Genomic DNA, 19,034 nt, shown 5'->3' with positions numbered 1-19,034 from the left:
GGCTCAGTTCCCCTTGAATTCAGGTCTGGACTTGGCGGCAAAGGCCTCGAAGGCGCGGCGAAAGTCGCCCGTCGCCATGCAGATCGCCTGCGCCTGCGCCTCGGATTCGATCAGCTGGTCGATGCCCATCGCCCATTCCTGGTCGAGCATCTTCTTGGTCATGGTGTGGGCGAACCACGGCCCGTCGGCGATGTCGCGGGCGAATTTCTGCGCAGCCCCCAGCAGGGCAGGACGCTCATGCAGCGCGTTGTAGAAGCCCCAGGCGTGGCCCTCGGAGGCAGTCATGACGCGTCCGGTGAACAGAAGCTCGGCGGCGCGGCCCTGGCCGATGATGCGCGGAAGGATGCCGCAGGCGCCCATGTCGGCGCCAGCAAGGCCGACGCGGTTGAACAGGAAGGCGGTCTTCGCTTCCGGCGTGGCGACACGGTAGTCGGACGACATGGCGAGGATCGCGCCTGCGCCGGCGCAGATCCCGTCGACGGCAGCGATGATCGGCTGCGGGCAGGCGCGGATCTGGCGCACCAGGTCGCCGGTCATGCGGGTGAAGTCGATGAGGTCGGGCATCGACATCTTGGTCAGCGGCTCGATGATGTCGAAGACGTCGCCGCCGGAGGAGAAGTTGTTCTCCGCACCGGTCAGCACGACGGCGCGGACATCGCTGGCGCGGCCGAGCCCACGAAACAGGTCGGTGAGTTCCTCGTAGCTTTCGAAGGTCAGCGGGTTCTTCTTCTCGGGACGGTTCAGCGTGATGGTGGCGACACGGCCGTCGGCATTGGTCTCGAACAGGAAGTGCTTCGCCTGGTGGCCCTGGAACGGACGCTTCTTGTCCTGCATCGGGTTGGTCATGGTCATCCTCCCAGAACTTCGCCGCCGGCGACCGGAATCGCCTGGCCTGTGATTGCAGTTGCCTTTTCCGAGGCGAGCCAGAGCACGGTATGAGCCACTTCCTCGGGCGTGACCAAGCGTCCCTGCGGGTTGGCACGGGCAAGGCTTGCACGGGCCTCGTCGGCCGTGCGGCCGGTCTTGCCGGTGATCGTTTCGACCGCACCGTCGAGTAGCGGCGTGTCGGTGAAGCCGGGGCAGACGGCGTTGACGGTCACGTCGGTGCGGGCGAGTTCCAGAGCCAGCGCGCGGGTCATGCCGACCACGCCATGCTTCGAGGCACAGTAGGCCGAGACGTAGGCATAGCCGGTCAGGCCGGCGGTGCTGGCGACGTTGACGATACGTCCGTTGCCGGCACGCTTGACCGAGGCAAGGGCTGCCTGGATGACGAGATAGGTGCCGGTCAGGTTGATGCCGATCACCCGGCTCCACATGCCAAGGTCGGTCTTGTCGAACGGCGCCGACGGCGCTTCGCCGGCAGAATTGACCAGCACAACGATGTCGCCGGCCTGAGCAATCGCCTTGGCGATACCTGTCTCGACCGACTGCGCGTCGGTGACGTCGAAGCCATCAAGTACAAAGGCTTCGCCACCAGCGGCGGCGATCTCGGCACGCACGGCCTCGAGCGGCGCAGCACGCCGGCCGCACAGGCTGACGCGATGGCCGTTACTCGCCAGCGCAAGAGCGATGGCGCGGCCGATACCGCTGCCCGCACCGGTGACGAGGGCGTGGCGCCCGTTGCCGATATTGCTCATGCCTTGGCCGTGGGCGCTGCAGTCGCAGCGCGTGCAAGGTTGTTTTCGTATTGCGCGCGAGCGGTCCGGTACTGCTTCGGCCAGGCTTGCTCGGCGTAGCCGATCTTCGCCGCCTCATGCATGACGAAGGACGGGTCGGCGAGGTGGGGACGGGCGACGGCGCACAGGTCGGCGCGGCCGGCAGCGATGATCGAATTGGCGTGGTCGGCTTCCGAGATCGCGCCCACCGCGATCGTCGGCACCTGGATCTCGTTGCGTATCTTGTCGGAGAACGGCGTCTGGAACAGGCGGCCATAGACCGGCTGTTCTTCCTTCACCACCTGGCCCGACGAACAGTCGATCATGTCGGCGCCGACGTCCTTGAACATGCGCGCAAAGATCGCCGCATCTTCCGGCGTGTTGCCGCCTTCGTACCAGTCGTGGGTCGACAGGCGCACCGAGATCGGCCGGTCCTCAGGCCAGACGGCACGGATCGCGTTGAACACCTCGAGCGGATAGCGGGCGCGGTTCTCGTGGCTGCCGCCATACTCGTCGTCGCGCAAATTGGTCAGCGGCGACAGGAAGGAGGACAGCAGATAGCCGTGCGCGGCGTGCAGTTCGAGGATATCGAAGCCGAGGTCGCGCGCACGCTCCGTGGCACTGACGAAGTCGGCGGTCACCTTGTCCATGTCCTCGCGGGTCATTTCGCGCGGCATGTCCGAATGCTTGAGATAGGGCAGGGCGGAGGCCGAGATCAGCGGCCAGCCGCCTGAGGTCACCGGCTGGTCGATGCCTTCCCAGGCAACCTTTGTCGCCCCCTTGCGGCCGGCATGGCCCAGCTGGATGCCGATCTTCGCCGGTGTTTGATGGTGGACGAAATCGACCATGCGCTTGAAAGCGCTGGCCTGCTCGTCGTTCCACAGGCCGAGGCAGCCGGGCGTAATGCGCGCGTCCGGCGAGACGCAGGTCATTTCGGGGAAAACGAGGGCAGCACCGCCCATGGCGCGCGAGCCGATATGGACGAGATGGAAGTCGTCGGGCAGGCCATCGGTCGCCGAATACATCGCCATCGGCGACATGACGATGCGGTTCTTCAAAGTCATCCCGCGAATGCTGAAAGGCGTGAACATCGGCGGCGGGACCGAGCCGTTGGGCGCGGGGCGTACGCCGGCGCGCTCGGCGAACCAGCGCTCGTAGCCTTCGAGCCAGTCCTTGTCGCGCAGGCGCAGATTCTCGTGGCTGATGCGCTGCGAGCGGGTCAGCATCGAATACATGAACTGTTCGGGCTCCAAAGTATCGGCATAACGCGTGCCGACGACCTCGAACCACTCCATGGCGTTGCGCGCCGCATTCTGGATGCGGGCGACATCCACGCGGCGCACGTCCTCATAGGCTTCAAGCACAGCCGGGACGCTGGCCTTGTCGTGGCCGATGAGGTCGAACTGGCGGGTCAGCTCGATGGCGTCGTCGATGGCGAGCTTGGTGCCGGAGCCGATGGCGAAGTGTGCCGTATGCGCGCTGTCGCCCATCAACACGACATGGCTTTGGCCGTTGAAGTGGCTCCACTTGTCGCAGATCAGGCGGCCGAAATTCAGCCAGGCCGAGCCGCGCAAATGGCGCGCATTGGTCATCAGCCTGTGGCCTTCGAGCGTGCCAGCAAACAGCTTCTCGCAGAAGGCGATCGACTGGTCCTGGTCCATCTCGTCGATGCCGTGTGCCTGGAACACGTCGTCGGTGGTCTCAACGATGAAGGTCGAGGTGTTGTCGTCGAAGCGGTAGATATGGGCCTGGAACCAGCCATGCTCGGTGCGCTGGAAATCGAAGGTGAAGGCGTCGAAGCGCTTGTCGGTACCGAGCCAGATGTAGCGGTTGGGCCGCATCACCATGTCGGGCTTGAAGACGTCGGCATATTTGTGGCGGATGCGCGAATTGACGCCGTCGGAGGAAATGATCAGGTCGGCGTCCGGAAAATCCTGGTCGCCCTGAACGTCGGTTTCGAACACCAGCTCGACGCCGAGTTCGAGGCAACGCTCCTGCAGGATGTTGAGCATCTTCTTGCGGCCGATGCCGACGAAGCCGTGGCCGGTGGTGCGGATCTTGCGACCCTTGAACACCAGCTCGATGTCGTCCCAGTGGTTGAAGGCGACTTCGATGGTCTCAGCCGTCTGGGGGTCCCACTGGCGCATCGACTGCATGGTGGCGTCGGAGAACACCACGCCCCAGCCGAAGGTGTCGAAGGCGCGATTGCGCTCGACGACGGTGACCTGGTGCGCAGGGTGCTGCTTCTTCATCAGCAATGCGAAATAGAGACCGGCCGGCCCGCCACCGATACAGACAATGCGCATGCCGTTCTCCTCCGAAGGTGATGCAGCCGCCAGGACAGGGCTCTCCCGACCTTGACCGTAACGGCACCATGGACTCGTTTCAGAGAAACTTCAAGCTTAAAGTTATTTTCGCGATGGGCACTCCAGCCCGCCATCGGTGGTGAGTGCGGCGAAGCCTACCGGGGATAGCGCGCGTAGCTGGGGTCAGTTCCCCTTGCCGAGCGATACGACGATGGAACGCTTGAGCTTGGCGAGTTCGTCGAGCAGGACCGCACCGTCCTTCGGGGCAAGGCCGCCAAATAGGTCGGCGATCCAGTCGGCATGCGCCGAGGCCATCTTTTCAAACTCGGCGCGGCCGAAGGGGGTCAGCGCGATGATCTGGACGCGCCGGTCGGTCGGCGAGGTCGTGCGGCTGATATGGCCGCTTTCGGCCAGCCGCTCGACCAGCACGGTGATGTTGCCGGGCGACACCATCATGCGCTTGGACACTTCGCCCAGCACCATGCCGTCACTGGCGCGTTCGAGCTGGGCCATCAGGTCGAAGCGGGGCAGGGTGGAATCGAATTCCTCACGCAGCCGGCGCCGCACCTCGGTCTCTATCAGGGTCGAACAGGTGAGCAGCCTGAGCCACAGCCGCAACTCGGCGCCATGGTCGCCTGGTGCTTCGAGAACCTTGGTCTCGCCGTCGACCCATCCGCTGGCGTTCGTCGTTTCTTTGCGCTCGTCCATCTTCAGCCCGGTCTTTCCCAACCTCGCAGACCGGGGAAGCAGGCCGGTCCGAACAGGCTTTGTAGTGCCGTTTCGCCGGTTCGTACAAGCTTGAAAGATTTAGGGCGCAGGAATGCCGCCGCCGAGCACCGTGGCATAGGCCGTGGCGTCGATGTTGCCGCCCGACACAACGCAGACGACATTACCCCTGGCGTGCTCGCTTGACAGCGCTGCCGCCAGCGAAGCCGCACCCGCGCCCTCGGCAACGACCTTGGCCTTGGTGAACAGCAGGCGCATCGCCTCGGTCACCTGCGCCAGACTGACGGTGATCGCGCCGTCGATCAGTTCGCGGGCCACCGGCCAGAGTTGCGGCACCAGCGAAGGCCCGCCGATGCTCTTGATGAAGGAGGGGCGTGTTTCGATCTCGACGATGCGGCCGGCAGCAAGCGCCGCCGTCACTGGCGCCGCGTTCTCGTCCTCGACGGCGAAGATTTTTGCCTGCGGCCGCAGCGCCTTGACGGCACTGGCGACGCCTGAGGTCATGCTGCCGCCGCCATAGGGAGTGAGCACCACGTCGACTTCGGGCAGGTCTTCCAGAATTTCCGTGCCGATCGAGCCGTTGCCCGACAGCACGGCCTGGTCGGTCACCGGATTGATCAGCAATTCGGGAAAGTCGGGCAATTCGGCACCGATGATGTACTGCCACCAGGTTTCCATCGAGATGAAACGCACCTCGCCGCCGAGCCGCCGCACCCCGTCAATCTTGGTCTGTGGCGCACCTTGGTACATGTAGGCGGCCATCGGCACACCAAGTCTGTTCGCCGCCCAGGCCATGCCGTAGGCCATGTTGCCCGAACTGACCGTGGCGACACCATTGCGCAAGACGTCGGCGTCGCGCGACAGCAGCGCATTGAGCGCCGGGCGAAGTTTGAATGCGCCGATCGGCGACAGCGTTTCGAGCTTGAGGAATATCTGGCGGTCCGGCAGGCCGAGATCGAGACGCATCATGGGCGTGCGCGCCATGTGGGGTGCCAGCCGCAAGCGCGCCGCGGCAATCTCGTCCAGCGTCGGGCGATGCGGCGCGCTCATTCGGCTGCCGTAGGCGATTTCACGGTGCGTGCAGCCAGTTTGCCTCCGCTGCCGTCTTCGGTATGGACATAGACATGCAGCGTATAGCCGATGTGGTCGATCATCAGCTTCTTGGCCCGCTCGACGTCGCGGTCGAGTGCCGCCTCCATCAGTGCCGTATGGTGCTCGATCGCCATGGCCTCGCGCAGCGCCGCAACCGCCGCTTCGTAGCCATTCTTCTGGCCAGCCGCAGCCTTCATCGTCGGCGACAGACCGAGGAAGCGGTGGTGGCGGCGTAGCTGGTCCGAGACCGTCGAGCGGAAGCGCAACAGCCAGTTCGATGTCGCCGCGCTCAGCAATGCGGTGTGAAAGGCCTCGTGCTTTTCGTCCCATTCGTCGACCGCGTCGTCGGAGGGGTCGTCGGGTGCGATCTTGCAGCGGGAGAGCCGGTAATGCGCCGTGACAACGGCTGCTTCCCAGTCGGCGTCGCCCTTGTCCATGGATTCGAGCAACAGCGGAATTTCGACCACCATCCGGGCACGGGCAAGGTCTTCGAGTTCGCCGCGCGAAACGGGCGCCACGGCAAAACCGCGATTGGAAATCGCCGTCACCAGGCGCTCGGCCTCCAGCCGCGACAGCGCCTCCCGCAGCGGCGTCCAGCCGACACCGTAGGTGTTGCGAAGCACGCTTAGCTTGAGCGGCGCACCCGGCATCAGGCGCGTGGTCAGGATATCGCGACGCAGCAGCCGGTAGGCCGCTTCCGTCTTGGTGGAGTGCTCGTCATCCTGCATCGCTATCCATCCGCGAGACCGCTTGACTCGAAAAATTATATATCATGGGAGCAGCTGGCAAGAATTATATATAATGTTGACAGGCGCGCTGCGACTGCGCATGATCTTGTCCATGCCGCCGTTCAGTGAGCGGCGCCTTGTCAATCTGGGAGGAATAGATGAGAAACCTGAAGTCCGGCCTGCTGTCGGGCCTGTTCGTGGCCGGCGCTCTCGCCGCCAGCCTCGGTGCTGCCATTGCCGATCCGATCAAGATCGGCATCGCCAATTTCGGCGAGCATCCCCAGCTCAACGCCTCGATCGCCGGCTTCAAGCAGGCGCTGTCGGAGAACGGCTTTGTCGAAGGCAAGGACGTCGTCTACACCGAGAGCCACACCAATTTCGACGCCTCGCTGGTGCCGCAGATGATCGCCAAGCTCCAGGCCGAACAGCCGAAGCTGATCTACACCGTCACCACGCCGGTCTCGCAGATCGCCAAGAAGGCGCTCGCCGGCTCCGGCATTTCGGTCGTCTTCTCGGCCGTCACCGATCCGGTCGCCGCCAAGCTCGTTCCGTCGTGGGATGCGGGCGACGAAGGCATGACCGGTGCCACCGACCTGCAGGACATGGCAGCCGTCATGGAATTCACCAAGAAGCTGCTGCCGAATGCCAAGCGCTTCGGCGTGCCCTACAATCCGGGTGAGGCAAACGACGTCGCCCTGCTCGAAAAGATCAAGGAAGTGGCACCCGCTGCCGGCTTCGAGGTCGTCGCAGTCGGCGTCGACAACGTCAACGACATCCAGCAGCGCATCGCCTCCTTCGCCGGCAAGGCCGACGTGATCTACACGCCTGCCTCGAACCTGCTCCAGCCGGCGGTTGCCGCCGTGTCGGCCGCAGCGCGCCAGGCCGGCATCCCGATCGTCAACTCCGACGACGGCGCAGTCCGCAACGGCGTCGTGCCGGCAAGCTTTGCCGTGAACTACACCCAGGTCGGCATGAACGCCGGCAAGATCGCTGCCGAGATCCTCAAGGGTGCAGATCCCAAGACCATTGCACCGTCGCGTCCGGCTTATGCCGACCACGCCCCGACGATCTCCAAGAAGGCGATGGCGGCGTTCGGCATCGAGATCCCCGAGACGCTGGCCGATTGCGGCTGCATCGTCGACTGACATAGCACTTCGTCAAAACAGGCGGCGGCGTCCTTGACGCCGTCGCCTTTTTCGGGAGGGACGGATGCTCGAAATCCGATCTGCACGTAAAGTTTTCTACAAGGGCCAGGCCGACGAAAAGGTCGCGCTGGACAGCCTCAGCCTGAAGCTCGCCACCGGCGAGTTCGGTGTCGTCATCGGCTCCAACGGCGCCGGCAAGAGCAGCATGCTGAACGCCATATCAGGCGCGCTGGTGCTCGATTCCGGCCAGGTCATCATCAACGGCGACGATGTGACGGCCATGCCCGTCCACAAGCGCGCCATGCGGCTTGCACGCGTCTTCCAGGACCCGATGAAGGGCACCGCCGCCTCGATGACGGTCGCAGAGAACATGCTGCTCGCAGATCTGCGCAGCCAGAAGCGCACCTTGCGCCAGGGCCTCAATGCGACCCGCCTTGCCACCTACAAGGAACGTCTTTCGCTCCTCGGTCTCGGCCTCGAAAACCGCCTCGACACCCGCGTCGAGCTGCTTTCGGGCGGCCAGCGCCAGTCGCTGTCACTGATCATGGCGGTCGGCGGCTCACCCGACCTCTTGCTGCTCGACGAACATACGGCCGCGCTCGACCCGCGCACCGCCGACATCGTCATGCAGGCGACCGTTCGCGCCGTCGATGCGTTGAAGCTCACCACGCTGATGGTGACCCACAACATGCAGCACGCCGTCGATTTCGGCCACAGCGTGATCATGCTCGACGCCGGCAAGCTCCGGCTCGAAATCTCCGGCGAGGAAAAAGCCAAGGTGACGGTTGTCGACCTGATCGGCCATTTCTCCGTGAAAACCGACCGCATGCTGCTGGCGAGCTGATCATCATGGACCTTATCCAGAACATCTTTTCGAGCTTCGTCGCGCTCGTCCCCGTCACCCTGGCGCAGAGCCTGATCCTGGCATTCGTCGTGCTCGGCATCATGATCCCGTTCCGCACGCTCAACTTCCCCGACCTCACCAGCGAGGGTGCCTTTCCGCTGGGCGGCTGCGTCTGCGGTGTGCTGCTGGCCGGCGGCGCTTCGCCGCTGACGGCGATTGCGGTTGCCGTCATCGCCGGCTTCCTCGCCGGCTGCTGCACCGCCTTCATCCATTTGCGCTTCCGCATCCACACGCTGCTCGCCGGCATCCTGATGATGACGATGCTCTACAGCATCAACCTGCGCATCATGGGCAAGTCGAACCTCTCGGTCTTCGGTTCGCCCAGCGTGTTCGACTGGGCGCCATATCTGCAACCCGGTTTCCCGGCGAGCAAGATCGTCATTGCGGGCCTGATCGGCGCTGCCGTCTTCATCCTGCTCAACATGTTCTTCAAGACGGAGAAGGGCACTGCGATCCGCGCCGTCGGGGCCAACCCCGACATGGCCGAGGCCCAGGGCATCAATGTCTGGGTCGCCACCATCGGCGGCGTCGGCCTCGCCAGCGCCTTCTCGGCAACGAGCGGCGCCTTGATGGTGCAGTCGCAAGGTTTTGCCGACGTCAATATGGGCCTCGGCATCCTGATCAACGGCCTTGCGGCACTGATGATCGGCGAAGCCATCGTCGGCAAGCAGACCGTGCTGCGCCAGCTCGCCGCCCCGTTCGTCGGCGCGGTCGTCTATTACCAGCTGGTCTCGTTCTGCCTGGCGGCCGGCATGCCGCCCCCCGATCTCAAGCTCGCCACCGGCCTGTTCGTGCTCGCCATGCTTGCACTGCCGAGCCTCAAGCGCAGCCGCGGGTCGGCGCCCGCACGCGAAACCATTCGCGAATAATCAAGGACAGGCCGCATCATGAGTGGAATTCCTGATCTCGCCGCGATCGAGGCGATGGATGCAGCCGATGTGCTGCGTCCAATGCGCGATCGTTTCGTGCTGCCCGAGGGGCTGATCTATCTCGACGGCAATTCGCTGGGCGTGGCATCACCCGCGGCTTTCAACGAACTTGCCGAGGCCGCCAAACGGGAGTGGGGCCAGGACCTCATCCGCAGCTGGAACAAGGCCGGCTGGTTCGACATGCCAGTCGAACTGGGCGACCAGGTCGGCCGCCTCGTCGGCGCCGCACCCGGCCAGATGGTCGTCTGCGACACGACTTCGATCAACATCTACAAGGCGCTGCATGCGGCGATGGGGCTCCGGTCCGAGCGTTCGGTGATCGTCGCCGAGAGCGGCAGTTTCCCGACCGACCTGTACATGGCCGAGGGCGTCGCCTCGACACGGGCCGGCGCCGTGCTCAGGCTCGAGGGCGTCGACGCGCCATCGATCGAAGAGCTGATCGACGAAAGCGTGGCCGTCGTCCTGGTCAATCACGTCAACTACAAGTCGGGCGAACTGCGCGACATGGCGGCGTTGACGAAGAAGGCCCATGAGGCTGGTGCACTGATCGTCTGGGACCTCTGCCACACCGCCGGCGCACTGCCGGTCGATCTCGACGGTTCGAACGCCGACTTCGCCGTCGGCTGTACCTACAAGTACCTGAATGGCGGTCCCGGCGCGCCGGCCTTCATCTACGTCGCCAAGCGACATCTGGCGGAAGCGCGCCAGCCGCTCAGCGGCTGGTGGGGGCATGCCAGGCCTTTTGCCTTCGAGCAGAGCTACGCCGCCGATGCCGGCATTCGCCGCTTCCAGTGCGGCACCCAGCCGATCCTGTCGCTGCGGGCGTTGAAAGGCGCGCTCGACATCTGGAACGACGTCGACATGAAGGCGCTGCGGGCCAAGAGCATCGCGCTCACAGACCTGTTCATCCAACTCGTCGAAGCGAAATGCGCCGGTTACGGTCTTGAGCTTGAAAGCCCGCGCGACGGCACAAGGCGCGGCAGCCAGGTCTCTTTCGCGCATGACAACGCCTACCAGATCATGCAGGCGCTGATCGAGCGCGGCGTCATCGGCGACTTCCGCGCGCCAGCCACGCTCCGCTTTGGCTTCACGCCGCTCTATGTCGGCTTCAAGGATGTCTGGCAGGCCGTCGAGGTCCTCGAAGACATCCTGCGCACCGGTGCCTGGAAAGAAGCGCGTTTCGCCGTCAAGTCGGCGGTGACCTGAACGGCCAGAACCAAGAGATCAAGGAAAAGGGCGGCCCGGCCGCCCTTTTTCATACCCCGAGATAGCGGTCCTGAAGTTCAGGCGTCAGCGCCTCGGGCGCGCCCGAAAAGACCGCCACGCCCTTTTCCAGGACGAAGCAGCGGTCGGCCACCGGCAGCAATTCGGACAAAGTCTTGTCGACGACCAGGATCGACTGGCCTTCAGCCTTGAGCTTGCGGATCGCCGCCCAGATATCCTGGCGGATGACCGGCGCCAGGCCCTCGGTCGCCTCGTCGAGGATGAGCAGGCTGGGATTAGTCATCAGCGCCCGGCCGATGGCCAGCATCTGCTGCTCGCCACCCGACAGCGTGTTGGCGTATTGGTCGCGGCGTTCGCCGAGACGCGGGAACAACTCCACCACCTTGTCGTAGGTCCACTCGCTGCCGCGGGCTGCGGCGACGAGATTTTCGAACACCGTGAGGTTGGGAAAGCAGCGCCGTCCCTCGGGCACCAGCCCGAGACCGAGACGCGCAATGCGGTGCGGCCGCATGCCGGCGACCTGGCGGCCGCCGAAGCTGATCGTGCCCGAGCGTGGTTTCGCCAAGCCAAGTATGGAATTGATCGTCGTCGTCTTACCCATGCCGTTGCGGCCCATCAGCGCCACGACTTCGCCCTCGCTGACGTCGAGCGTAACGCCGAACAGCGCCTGCGAAGCGCCGTAGAAAGTCTCGACGCCCTTGAGTTCGAGCAGGCTCACGCGGCTTCTCCGAGATAGGCCCGGCGGACTTCGGGGTCGTTGCGGATCTCGTCCACCGTGCCGGTAGCGACGACGCGGCCATAGACGAGAACGGAGATGCGGTCGGCGAGCGCGAACACCGCATCCATGTCGTGTTCCACCAAAAGGATCGGCGCCTCGTGGCGTAGGCCGTCGAGAAATTTTGTCAGGCTTTTCGAGCCTTCCGGGCCCATGCCGGCCATAGGCTCGTCGAACAGGAAGGCTTTCGAGCCAAGCGCCAGCGCAATGGCTATTTCGAGCTGGCGGCGCTCGCCATGCGACAGCTCGGCGGCGGGCATGTGCGCACGCCCGGCCAGGCCGACGCGTTCCAACATCGCCATCGCCGGCTCGGTCAGCGTCGGATCGCCCATGACGGGGCGGAAGAAGCGGAAGCTCGAACCCTGCCGCGCCTGCACCGCCAGCATGACATTGCGCAGCGCTGAAAATTCCTGCACCAGCGACGATATCTGGAAACTGCGCCCAAGCCCCAGCCGGGCGCGTGCGGCCATGTCGAGCCCGGCCATGTCCTGGCCGAGGAAACGGATCGTGCCACTATTAGGCCTGATCGAGCCCGAAATCTGGTGGATCAGCGTGCTCTTGCCCGCACCGTTGGGACCGATCAGCGCGTGGATCTCGCCCGGCATCAGCGTTAGGCTGACGCCGTCAGTCGCCTTCAGCGCGCCGAAGGTCTTGCGCAATTCGCGGATTTCGAGGACCGGCTCAGCCATGACGCGCCTTTCCTGCCAAAAGGCCGAGCAGCCCGCCGCGCGCAAACAGCACGACACCGAGCAGGATAAGGCCGAGGAAGAACTGCCAGCGTTCGGTGATGCCACCAAGCGCGAATTCAAACATAACATAGAGCATGGCGCCCGCGACCGGCCCGAACAGCCGGCCTTTGCCGCCAAGGATGATCAGCACGATCAGTTCGCCCGACATGTGCCACGACATCATCGACGGGCTGACGAACTTGTTGAGGTCGGCAAACAGCGCGCCGGCCACGCCGGTGACCATCGCCGAGACGGCGAAGGCGACCAGCCTGATGTTGAACGGCGCGATGCCCACCGCAGACAGCCGCGTTGCATTCTGCCGGGCTGCCTGCAGAGCAGCGCCAAAGCGCGATCCGCGCAGCAGCCAGAACAGGCCCAGCGCTGTCATGAGCACGGCATAGCAGATCAGGAAGAACGGCAGCGGCTGGGCGGTGTTGGCGCCGGGAAAGGCACTTCGGACGTAGATCGACAGCCCGTCCTCGCCGCCATAGGCCGGCCAGGAAATGGCGAAGTAGTAGATCATCTGCGCGAAGGCGAGCGTGATCATGATGAAGTAGACGCCAGTCGTGCGCAGGCTAATCGCGCCGATGGGCAAGGCGAGGAGCCCGCAGACCACCACCGTGACGAGCCAGATGATCGGCATCGAATCCGTGCCCGGGATGCCGGCGAAGAGCGGCACGCCGTCGAAGGCATGGGTCGCCAGGATGCCCGCCGCATATCCGCCGAGGCCGAAGAATGCAGCATGGCCGAACGAAACCAGCCCGCCAAGGCCGAGCGCGATGTTGAGGCCGACGGCGGCAAGAGCCAGCACAGCGATGCGCGTCGCAAGCGTGATGTAGAACGGCTCGCCCATGGCGGAGGCGCCGAGCGGAATCGCCAGCAGCAGCAGGGCCAGGAGAACGTTGACGATGGTTTCGCGTGTCATCAGGGATGCGTTTGTCATGGCCGGCCTCACGACTGCGCCGCGAACAGGCCGCGCGGTCTGAAAGCGAGGATCAGCGCCATGACGATGTAGATCAGCATGGAGGCGAGGGCGGCGCCGATCGGGCCGGCCTGCGCCGCAGGTATCATCAGGGCGAGCGCCTTGGGCAGCAGGAAGCGGCCCATGGTGTCGACGACGCCGACGAGGATGGCGCCGAACAGCGCGCCCTTGATCGAGCCTATGCCGCCAATGACGATGACGACGAAAGCGAGGATGAGCGCCGGTTCGCCCATGCCGACCTGCACCGACTGCAGCGCGCCGACAAGTGCTCCGGCGAGACCAGCGAGGGCGGCACCCAGCGCAAAAACCACGGTGTAGAGCGTGCGGATATCGACGCCGAGGGCTGCGATCATCTCGCGGTCGGATTCGCCGGCGCGGATGCGCATGCCGAGACGGGTGCGCGAGATCAGGAAATAGAGCCCGACTGCGACCACGATGCCGACGCCGATGATGGCAAGGCGATAGAGCTGGTATTGCCCGCCGCCGGGGAGCGGAACGGCTCCCTGGAGCAGCGGCGGAATGTCGAGATAGAGCGGGAACGATCCGAACAGCCAGCGCGTGCCTTCCGAAAAGATCAGGATGAGCGCGAACGTCGCCAGCACCTGGTCGAGATGGTCGCGGTCATAGAGCCGGCGAATGACGGTAACCTCCATGATCGCGCCCGCAGCGGCTGCCGCTATCAGGCTGGCGACGAGGCCGATCCAGAACGAGCCGGTGGCGGCTGCCACCGCCGCACAGGCGAAGGCGCCGACCATGTAGAGCGAGCCATGGGCGAGGTTGATCAGGCCCATGACGCCGAAGATCAGCGTCAGGCCGGCGGCCATGAGGAACAGCATTACGCCGAGCTGCAGCCCGTTCAGAATTTGCTCGATGAGCAGTGCGATGGACAAGGGGACGCTTTCGCTGGCTGGGTTTAAAGATGCGACGAAGACGCCTCCCTCTCCCCGTTTGCGGGGAGAGGGTAAGGGTGAGGGGCAATGTTGAGGTTTGCGGGCGCCGCCCGCCCCTCATCCGCCTGCCGGCACCTTCTCCCCGCATGCGGGGAGAAGGGAAGCCTACATCTTGCACTGTTCGGCGTAGGCGTCGCCGTGCTTCTCGAAGGCGGTGGCAACGATCTTGTTGGTCAGGACGTCGCCTTCCTTCACCACCTCGCGCACGTAGATGTTCTGGACCGGGTGGTTGTTGGTGTTGAAGGTGAAGTCGCCGCGTACCGACTTGAAGTCGGCTGCCTTGAGGGCGGCGCGGAAGGCGTCCTTGTCCTTGACGCTGGCCTTGCCGAGCGCCGACAGGATCAGGTTTGCCGTGTCCCAGCTCTGGGCGGCATAGACCGAGGGCAGGCGCTTGTACTCGGCCTGGAAGGCTTCGACGAACGCCTTGTTGGCCTCGTTGTCGAGGTCCTTGGACCAGCTTGCCGAGTTCTTGACGCCGAGGGCCGCATCGCCGACCGCAGGCAGGATGTCCTGGTCAAAGGAGAAGCCGGGGCCCATGACCGGAATGTTCACGCCGGACTGGGCGTATTGCTTCATGAAGGAGATGCCCATGCCGCCGGGCAGGAAGAAGAACACCGAGTCGGCGCCGGAATCGCGGATCTGGGCAATCTCGGCGGCGTAGTCGGTCTGGCCAACCTGGGTGTAAGTCTCGCCGGCCAGTTCACCCTTGTAGTAGCGCTTGAAGCCGGTCAGCGAATCCTTGCCGGCCGGATAGTTCGGGGCGAGGATGAAGGTCTTCTTGTAGTCCTTGTTGGCGTACTGCCCCATCGCTTCATGGAAATTGTCGTTCTGGTAGGCGACGTTGAAGTAGTTCGGGCTGCATTTGGCGCCGGCAAGGGCCGACGGGCCCGCGTTCGGCGACAGGTAGATCACGTCCTGCGCGACCGCGTTCGGCACCACGGCCATGGCGAGGTTCGACCAGATGATGCCGGTGAGCAGGTCGACCTTGTCGCTCTGGATCATCTTTTCGGCGAGTTGCACGGCAATCTCGGGCTTCTGGGCATCGTCCTCGATGACGAGTTCGACATCCTTGTTGCCGGACTGCTTCATGGCCAGCGCAAAGGCATCGCGCATGTCGACGCCAAGGCCCGCGCCGCCGCCCGAAAGCGTGGTGATGACGCCGATCTTGACCGGCTCGGCATAGGCCAGGCCGGAAGTCGCCAGCGACAAGCCGAAGATGCCGGCTGCAATAATCTTCTTCATTAGGTTCTCCCTCCGAGTGTTCTCGTTGTAATCAAAAAAGCTTCAGAGCCGGGTACGAACTTTCCAGAGTTCAGGGAACAGTTCAACCTCCAGCATCTTCTTCAGATACGATGCGCCTGACGTTCCGCCGGTGCCGCGTTTCATGCCGATGATGCGTTCGACCGTGGTGACGTGGTTGAAACGCCAGCGGCGGAAATAATCCTCGAAGTCGACCAGCTTCTCGGCCAGTTCGTAGAACATCCAGTAGCGTTGGGGGTCGCGGTAGATCGCTTGCCAGGCGACAAGCACTTCCTCGCTCTCGGTGCGGGTCTCGCGCCAGTCGGTACGCCTGGCATCCGCCCCGACGTCGAAGCCGTTGCGGGCAAGCAAAAGGATCGCCTCGTCATAGAGCGAAGGCTGGGCGAGCACCGCTTCCAGTTTCTCGGTCAGCTCCGGCTGGTGCGCGTGCGGGCGCAGCATCGCCACGTTGCGGTTGCCGGCCATGAACTCGATCGCCCGGTACTGCCAGGACTGGAAGCCCGAGGACTGGCCGAGCGAGTCGCGGAACTCGGTGTATTCGCTCGGCGTCATCGTCCTGAGCACGTCCCAGGCATTGTTCAGTTGCTCGAAGATGCGCGATACGCGCGTCAGCATCTTGAAGGACGGCTCGAGGCGGTCGGCACGGATGGACCGGATCGCCGAGCTGATCTCGTGCAGGGCGAGCTTCATCCACAGCTCCGAGGTCTGATGCTGGATGATGAACAGCATCTCGTCGTGGGCAGTGGATAGGGGCTCCTGCGCGTCCAGCACCTTTTCCAGGTGCAGGTAGTCGCTGTAGGACATGCGGTCCTTGAACGACATCTGCGCGCCTTCGGCCGAGGGATCGTATGGCTTGCTCAATTCATCTTCTCCGCGCGGAGCCGGAAGCGCTGGATCTTGCCGGTCTGGGTCTTGGGCAGGGCGTCGATGAACTTCACCGAGCGCGGATATTTGTAGGGTGCGATCGTTGCCTTCACATGGTCCTGCAGGCGCTTGATGGTTGCAGCATCCGCTGCCACGCCTTGCACCAGCACGACATAGGCCTCGACGATCTGACCTCGATCGCCGTCCTCGGCGCCGATCACGGCGCATTCGGCGACTTCCGGATGCGAGAACAGCGCTGCCTCAACCTCGGGGCCGGCGATGTTGTAGCCGGCGCTGACGATCATGTCGTCGGAGCGGGCGGCGAAGTGGAAGAAGCCGTCCTCGTCCTGCAGGAAGGCGTCGCCGGTCAGGTTCCAGCCGTCGCGGACATATTCGAGCTGGCGATCGTCCGACATGTAGCGGCAGCCGGTCGGGCCGCGCACGGCAAGCTTGCCCACGGTGCCGCGCGGCACCTCGTTCATGTCCGCGTCGACGACACGCGCCTCGTAGCCACCGACCGGCTTGCCGGTGGAGGCGGGCTTCATGTCCTCGAAGCGGTTGGAAATGAAGATGTGCAGCATCTCGGTGGCGCCGATGCCATCGAGGATCGGCTTGCCGGTCTTTGCGGTCCATTCGTCGAAGACCGGTCCAGGCAGGGTTTCGCCGGCAGAGACCGCGACGCGCAGCGACGACAGGTCGGCGCCTTCGTCCATCGCCTTCAGCATCGCCCTGTAGGCGGTGGGCGCGGTGAACGAGATCGTCGCTTTGTAGGTCTCGATGATGTGGACCATGTTCGGTGGCGTCGCCTGCTCAAGCAGCGTCGCGGCCGCACCGAAGCGCAGCGGGAAGATGGCGAGGCCGCCGAGGCCGAAGGTGAAGGCGAGTGGTGGCGACCCGACGAAGACGTCGTCCGACGTCACCGACAGGACCTCCTTGGCATAGGCGTCGGCGATGATCAGAAGGTCGCGATGGAAATGCATCGTCGCCTTCGGAACCCCTGTCGTTCCAGAGGTGAAGCCGAGCAAAGCGACGTCGTCGCGGCCGGTCTTCACTGCTTCGAAGATCACCGGCTTGTCGAGGGCGACGCGGTCGAGCTCGGCATCATGATTGGCGGTGCCATCGAAGCCGATGACTTTTCTGAGGAAGGGGCTGTCCTTGGCGCAGGCGACCATCTCGTCCATCAGGCGGGTGTCGCAGAGCGCGATAGTGATCTCGGCCTTGTCGACGATCTTGGCCAGTTCGCCGGCACGCAGCATCGGCATGGTGTTGACGACGACGGCGCCGGCCTTGGTGGCAGCCAGCCAGCAGGCGACCATGGCCGGATTGTTGGCCGAGCGGATCAGCACCCGGTTGCCCGGCTTGACGCCGTAATTCTCGACCAGCGCATGCGCCAGCCGGTTGGTCCAGTCGGACAGTTCCTTGTAGGTGCGGCGGCGGCCGTTGCCGATCAGCGCCGTGTGGTCGCCCAGGCCTTTTTCGACCAGCCGGTCGGTCAGCTCAACGCCGGCATTGAGGTATTCGGGATAGTCGAAACCGTTGAGCAGGAACGTCGGCCATTGATCCTCGGGCGGGAGGTTGTCGCGCGTGAAAGTGTCGATATGCGCTGACGGTCCAAGCATTCTGCGGCTGTTCCCTATCTGCTTCCTCACCGTGGCGCGACTGTGCCCGGCTTCGTTGTTATCTGCATTCTCTGGGGGAGGGGTCGCATCGGCGGCCGCTGCGCAGTGCCTTCGAGAGAAGGCGGGCGTGGAAGAAACTTCGGCACGTCTTGCGAGCGGCGCAGCGAGACCTCCCATTCTCGACTGGACGGCAGGAGAATGGCATCAGTCCAAATTTATTTCAAGCCTAAAGTTTTTGGCGCGCAAAGCATTGACGCCGCCGCTGGCGCTGGCCATTGCTACGACCTGAAACGATGCCGCCAGGGAGTGTGCCGGTGCTCGAACATCACATCAACGATTGGGACAATGCCTATACCAACGGTGCCAACATCCCCGGCGGCGACCGCTGGCCGGCGGCGTGGGTGGAGCCGGCTCAGGCATTTCGCGAGGATCTGGCGGCGGTCGGGCGGGCAAAACTCGACATCGCCTACGGTGACCAGCCGCGCAACCGCCTCGATCTGTTCTTGCCCGAAGGTGCGCCGAAGGGGCTCGTCGTGTTCGTGCATGGCGGCTACTGGATGGCGCTCGACAAGAGCTTCTGGTCGCACCTGGCGGCCGGATCGGTTGCCAGCGGCTACGCGGTTGCCATGCCGTCCTACACGCTGTGCCCCGAAATCCGCATCGCTGGCATCGTCGAGGAGATTGGCGCGGCCGTCGGCAAGGCGGCCGAGATGGTGGATGGCCCCCTGATGCTGACCGGGCATTCGGCCGGCGGACATCTGGTTTCCCGCATGGTCGCGGCCGGCTCCCCGCTTGCGCCGGAAGTCCAGGCCCGCATCCGCCATGTCGTATCGATCTCGGGCCTGCACGACCTGCGCCCTCTGATCAACACGGCCATGAACGGGACACTCAGGATCGACGAAGCCGAGGCACTGGCCGACAGCCCGGCCTTGCTGCGGCCAGTGGAAAATGCCCGCATCACCTGCTGGGTCGGTGGCGGCGAGCGCGCCGAATTTCTGCGCCAGAATGCGCTGCTCGCCAACATCTGGACCGGCCTTGGCGCCACGACGTCGGCCGTGGTCGAGCCCGACCGTCACCACTTCAATATCATCGATGGCCTTGCCGATGCGAACCACCAACTGACCCGCACCCTGCTTTCGGAATAACC

The 19,034-nt window shown here is 64.4% G+C and carries 19 protein-coding genes; 6 read left to right on the top strand and 13 right to left on the bottom strand.

Annotated elements, in window-relative coordinates:
* Positions 1-3 precede the first annotated feature (3 nt).
* The 6 genes from CO731_RS27835 to CO731_RS27810 all read right to left on the bottom strand — a co-directional run bounded on the left by CO731_RS27835 (position 4) and on the right by CO731_RS27810 (position 6,507).
* Positions 4-852, bottom strand: coding sequence for an enoyl-CoA hydratase family protein (locus CO731_RS27835; RefSeq protein ID WP_108610337.1), 849 nt, complete (start codon positions 850-852; stop codon positions 4-6).
* Positions 849-1,637, bottom strand: a complete 789-nt coding sequence (locus tag CO731_RS27830) for an SDR family NAD(P)-dependent oxidoreductase (RefSeq protein WP_108610336.1) — start codon at positions 1,635-1,637, stop codon at positions 849-851. Before CO731_RS27830 ends, CO731_RS27835 begins: the two co-directional genes overlap by 4 nt.
* On the bottom strand, positions 1,634-3,961 hold the full coding sequence (locus CO731_RS27825; protein WP_108610335.1) for a bifunctional salicylyl-CoA 5-hydroxylase/oxidoreductase: 2,328 nt from the start codon (positions 3,959-3,961) through the stop codon (positions 1,634-1,636). The genes CO731_RS27830 and CO731_RS27825 overlap by 4 nt, the downstream gene beginning before the upstream one ends.
* 183 nt (positions 3,962-4,144) lie before the next feature.
* A complete protein-coding gene (locus tag CO731_RS27820) occupies positions 4,145-4,669 on the bottom strand; it encodes a MarR family winged helix-turn-helix transcriptional regulator (RefSeq protein WP_108610387.1) in 525 nt (174 codons plus the stop codon).
* A 99-nt stretch (positions 4,670-4,768) separates the two neighbouring features.
* Entirely contained in the window at positions 4,769-5,737 is a 969-nt protein-coding gene (locus CO731_RS27815) for a pyridoxal-phosphate dependent enzyme (protein WP_108610334.1), read from the bottom strand.
* Positions 5,734-6,507: a GntR family transcriptional regulator gene (locus tag CO731_RS27810; protein WP_108610333.1), complete on the bottom strand. Its 774-nt coding sequence runs from the start codon at positions 6,505-6,507 to the stop codon at positions 5,734-5,736. The genes CO731_RS27815 and CO731_RS27810 overlap by 4 nt, the downstream gene beginning before the upstream one ends.
* Before the next feature lie 158 nt (positions 6,508-6,665).
* On the opposite strand from CO731_RS27810, the gene CO731_RS27805 reads away from it, so the two are divergent.
* The 4 genes from CO731_RS27805 (at position 6,666) to kynU (ending at position 10,691) form a co-directional block, all read left to right on the top strand.
* Entirely contained in the window at positions 6,666-7,652 is a 987-nt protein-coding gene (locus CO731_RS27805) for an ABC transporter substrate-binding protein (RefSeq protein WP_108610332.1), read from the top strand.
* A 64-nt stretch (positions 7,653-7,716) separates the two neighbouring features.
* Positions 7,717-8,496: an ABC transporter ATP-binding protein gene (locus CO731_RS27800; protein WP_108610331.1), complete on the top strand. Its 780-nt coding sequence runs from the start codon at positions 7,717-7,719 to the stop codon at positions 8,494-8,496.
* Between the two features lie 5 nt (positions 8,497-8,501).
* Positions 8,502-9,425, top strand: a complete 924-nt coding sequence (locus tag CO731_RS27795) for an ABC transporter permease (RefSeq protein WP_108610330.1) — start codon at positions 8,502-8,504, stop codon at positions 9,423-9,425.
* Positions 9,426-9,443: 18 nt separating this feature from the next.
* Positions 9,444-10,691 carry a kynureninase gene (gene kynU, locus CO731_RS27790; RefSeq protein ID WP_108610329.1) on the top strand — a complete coding sequence of 416 codons (1,248 nt, stop codon included), beginning with the start codon at positions 9,444-9,446 and terminating at the stop codon, positions 10,689-10,691.
* Between the two features lie 49 nt (positions 10,692-10,740).
* Here the strand turns inward: kynU and CO731_RS27785 are convergent, their stop codons facing one another.
* The 7 genes from CO731_RS27785 to CO731_RS27750 form a co-directional block, all read right to left on the bottom strand.
* On the bottom strand, positions 10,741-11,427 hold the full coding sequence (locus tag CO731_RS27785; protein ID WP_108610328.1) for an ABC transporter ATP-binding protein: 687 nt from the start codon (positions 11,425-11,427) through the stop codon (positions 10,741-10,743).
* Complete coding sequence (locus CO731_RS27780) at positions 11,424-12,173, bottom strand: ABC transporter ATP-binding protein (protein ID WP_108610327.1); 750 nt, start codon at positions 12,171-12,173, stop codon at positions 11,424-11,426. The genes CO731_RS27785 and CO731_RS27780 overlap by 4 nt, the downstream gene beginning before the upstream one ends.
* Positions 12,166-13,137, bottom strand: a complete 972-nt coding sequence (locus tag CO731_RS27775; protein ID WP_108610386.1) for a branched-chain amino acid ABC transporter permease — start codon at positions 13,135-13,137, stop codon at positions 12,166-12,168. Before CO731_RS27775 ends, CO731_RS27780 begins: the two co-directional genes overlap by 8 nt.
* Before the next feature lie 26 nt (positions 13,138-13,163).
* On the bottom strand, positions 13,164-14,084 hold the full coding sequence (locus CO731_RS27770; RefSeq protein ID WP_108610326.1) for a branched-chain amino acid ABC transporter permease: 921 nt from the start codon (positions 14,082-14,084) through the stop codon (positions 13,164-13,166).
* 165 nt (positions 14,085-14,249) lie between these two features.
* A complete protein-coding gene (locus CO731_RS27760; protein ID WP_108610325.1) occupies positions 14,250-15,386 on the bottom strand; it encodes an ABC transporter substrate-binding protein in 1,137 nt (378 codons plus the stop codon).
* Between the two features lie 42 nt (positions 15,387-15,428).
* Positions 15,429-16,265, bottom strand: coding sequence for a tryptophan 2,3-dioxygenase (gene kynA, locus CO731_RS27755; RefSeq protein WP_108610324.1), 837 nt, complete (start codon positions 16,263-16,265; stop codon positions 15,429-15,431).
* Positions 16,262-17,887, bottom strand: a complete 1,626-nt coding sequence (locus CO731_RS27750) for an AMP-binding protein (RefSeq protein WP_108610323.1) — start codon at positions 17,885-17,887, stop codon at positions 16,262-16,264. The genes kynA and CO731_RS27750 overlap by 4 nt, the downstream gene beginning before the upstream one ends.
* A gap of 127 nt (positions 17,888-18,014) precedes the next feature.
* On the opposite strand from CO731_RS27750, the gene CO731_RS28920 reads away from it, so the two are divergent.
* Both CO731_RS28920 and CO731_RS27745 read left to right on the top strand, forming a co-directional pair.
* Entirely contained in the window at positions 18,015-18,176 is a 162-nt protein-coding gene (locus CO731_RS28920; RefSeq protein WP_159091755.1) for a hypothetical protein, read from the top strand.
* A 25-nt stretch (positions 18,177-18,201) separates the two neighbouring features.
* The gene (locus CO731_RS27745) at positions 18,202-19,032 is read left to right on the top strand and encodes an alpha/beta hydrolase (RefSeq protein ID WP_108610385.1); all 831 of its coding nucleotides are present in this window, start codon (positions 18,202-18,204) and stop codon (positions 19,030-19,032) included.
* Positions 19,033-19,034: the final 2 nt, after the last annotated feature.

The sequence above is a fragment of the Aminobacter sp. MSH1 genome, from assembly GCF_003071665.1.
In the GTDB taxonomy this organism is placed as follows: Bacteria; Pseudomonadota; Alphaproteobacteria; order Rhizobiales; family Rhizobiaceae; genus Aminobacter; species Aminobacter niigataensis.
Note: the sequence above shows the minus strand (reverse complement) of the source record. Positions and strands in the feature narration are given on the sequence as shown.

Coding starts and splice junctions, on each gene's coding strand:
- CO731_RS27795 (WP_108610330.1), top strand. CDS start 8,502: ATGGACCTTATCCAGAACATCTTTTCGAGCTTCGTCGCGCTCGTCCCC.
- CO731_RS27810 (WP_108610333.1), bottom strand. CDS start 6,507: ATGCAGGATGACGAGCACTCCACCAAGACGGAAGCGGCCTACCGGCTG.
- CO731_RS27820 (WP_108610387.1), bottom strand. CDS start 4,669: ATGGACGAGCGCAAAGAAACGACGAACGCCAGCGGATGGGTCGACGGC.
- CO731_RS27825 (WP_108610335.1), bottom strand. CDS start 3,961: ATGCGCATTGTCTGTATCGGTGGCGGGCCGGCCGGTCTCTATTTCGCA.
- CO731_RS27815 (WP_108610334.1), bottom strand. CDS start 5,737: ATGAGCGCGCCGCATCGCCCGACGCTGGACGAGATTGCCGCGGCGCGC.
- CO731_RS27750 (WP_108610323.1), bottom strand. CDS start 17,887: ATGCTTGGACCGTCAGCGCATATCGACACTTTCACGCGCGACAACCTC.
- CO731_RS27835 (WP_108610337.1), bottom strand. CDS start 852: ATGACCATGACCAACCCGATGCAGGACAAGAAGCGTCCGTTCCAGGGC.
- CO731_RS27800 (WP_108610331.1), top strand. CDS start 7,717: ATGCTCGAAATCCGATCTGCACGTAAAGTTTTCTACAAGGGCCAGGCC.
- CO731_RS27780 (WP_108610327.1), bottom strand. CDS start 12,173: ATGGCTGAGCCGGTCCTCGAAATCCGCGAATTGCGCAAGACCTTCGGC.
- CO731_RS27760 (WP_108610325.1), bottom strand. CDS start 15,386: ATGAAGAAGATTATTGCAGCCGGCATCTTCGGCTTGTCGCTGGCGACT.
- CO731_RS27830 (WP_108610336.1), bottom strand. CDS start 1,637: ATGAGCAATATCGGCAACGGGCGCCACGCCCTCGTCACCGGTGCGGGC.
- CO731_RS27805 (WP_108610332.1), top strand. CDS start 6,666: ATGAGAAACCTGAAGTCCGGCCTGCTGTCGGGCCTGTTCGTGGCCGGC.
- kynU (WP_108610329.1), top strand. CDS start 9,444: ATGAGTGGAATTCCTGATCTCGCCGCGATCGAGGCGATGGATGCAGCC.
- CO731_RS27775 (WP_108610386.1), bottom strand. CDS start 13,137: ATGACACGCGAAACCATCGTCAACGTTCTCCTGGCCCTGCTGCTGCTG.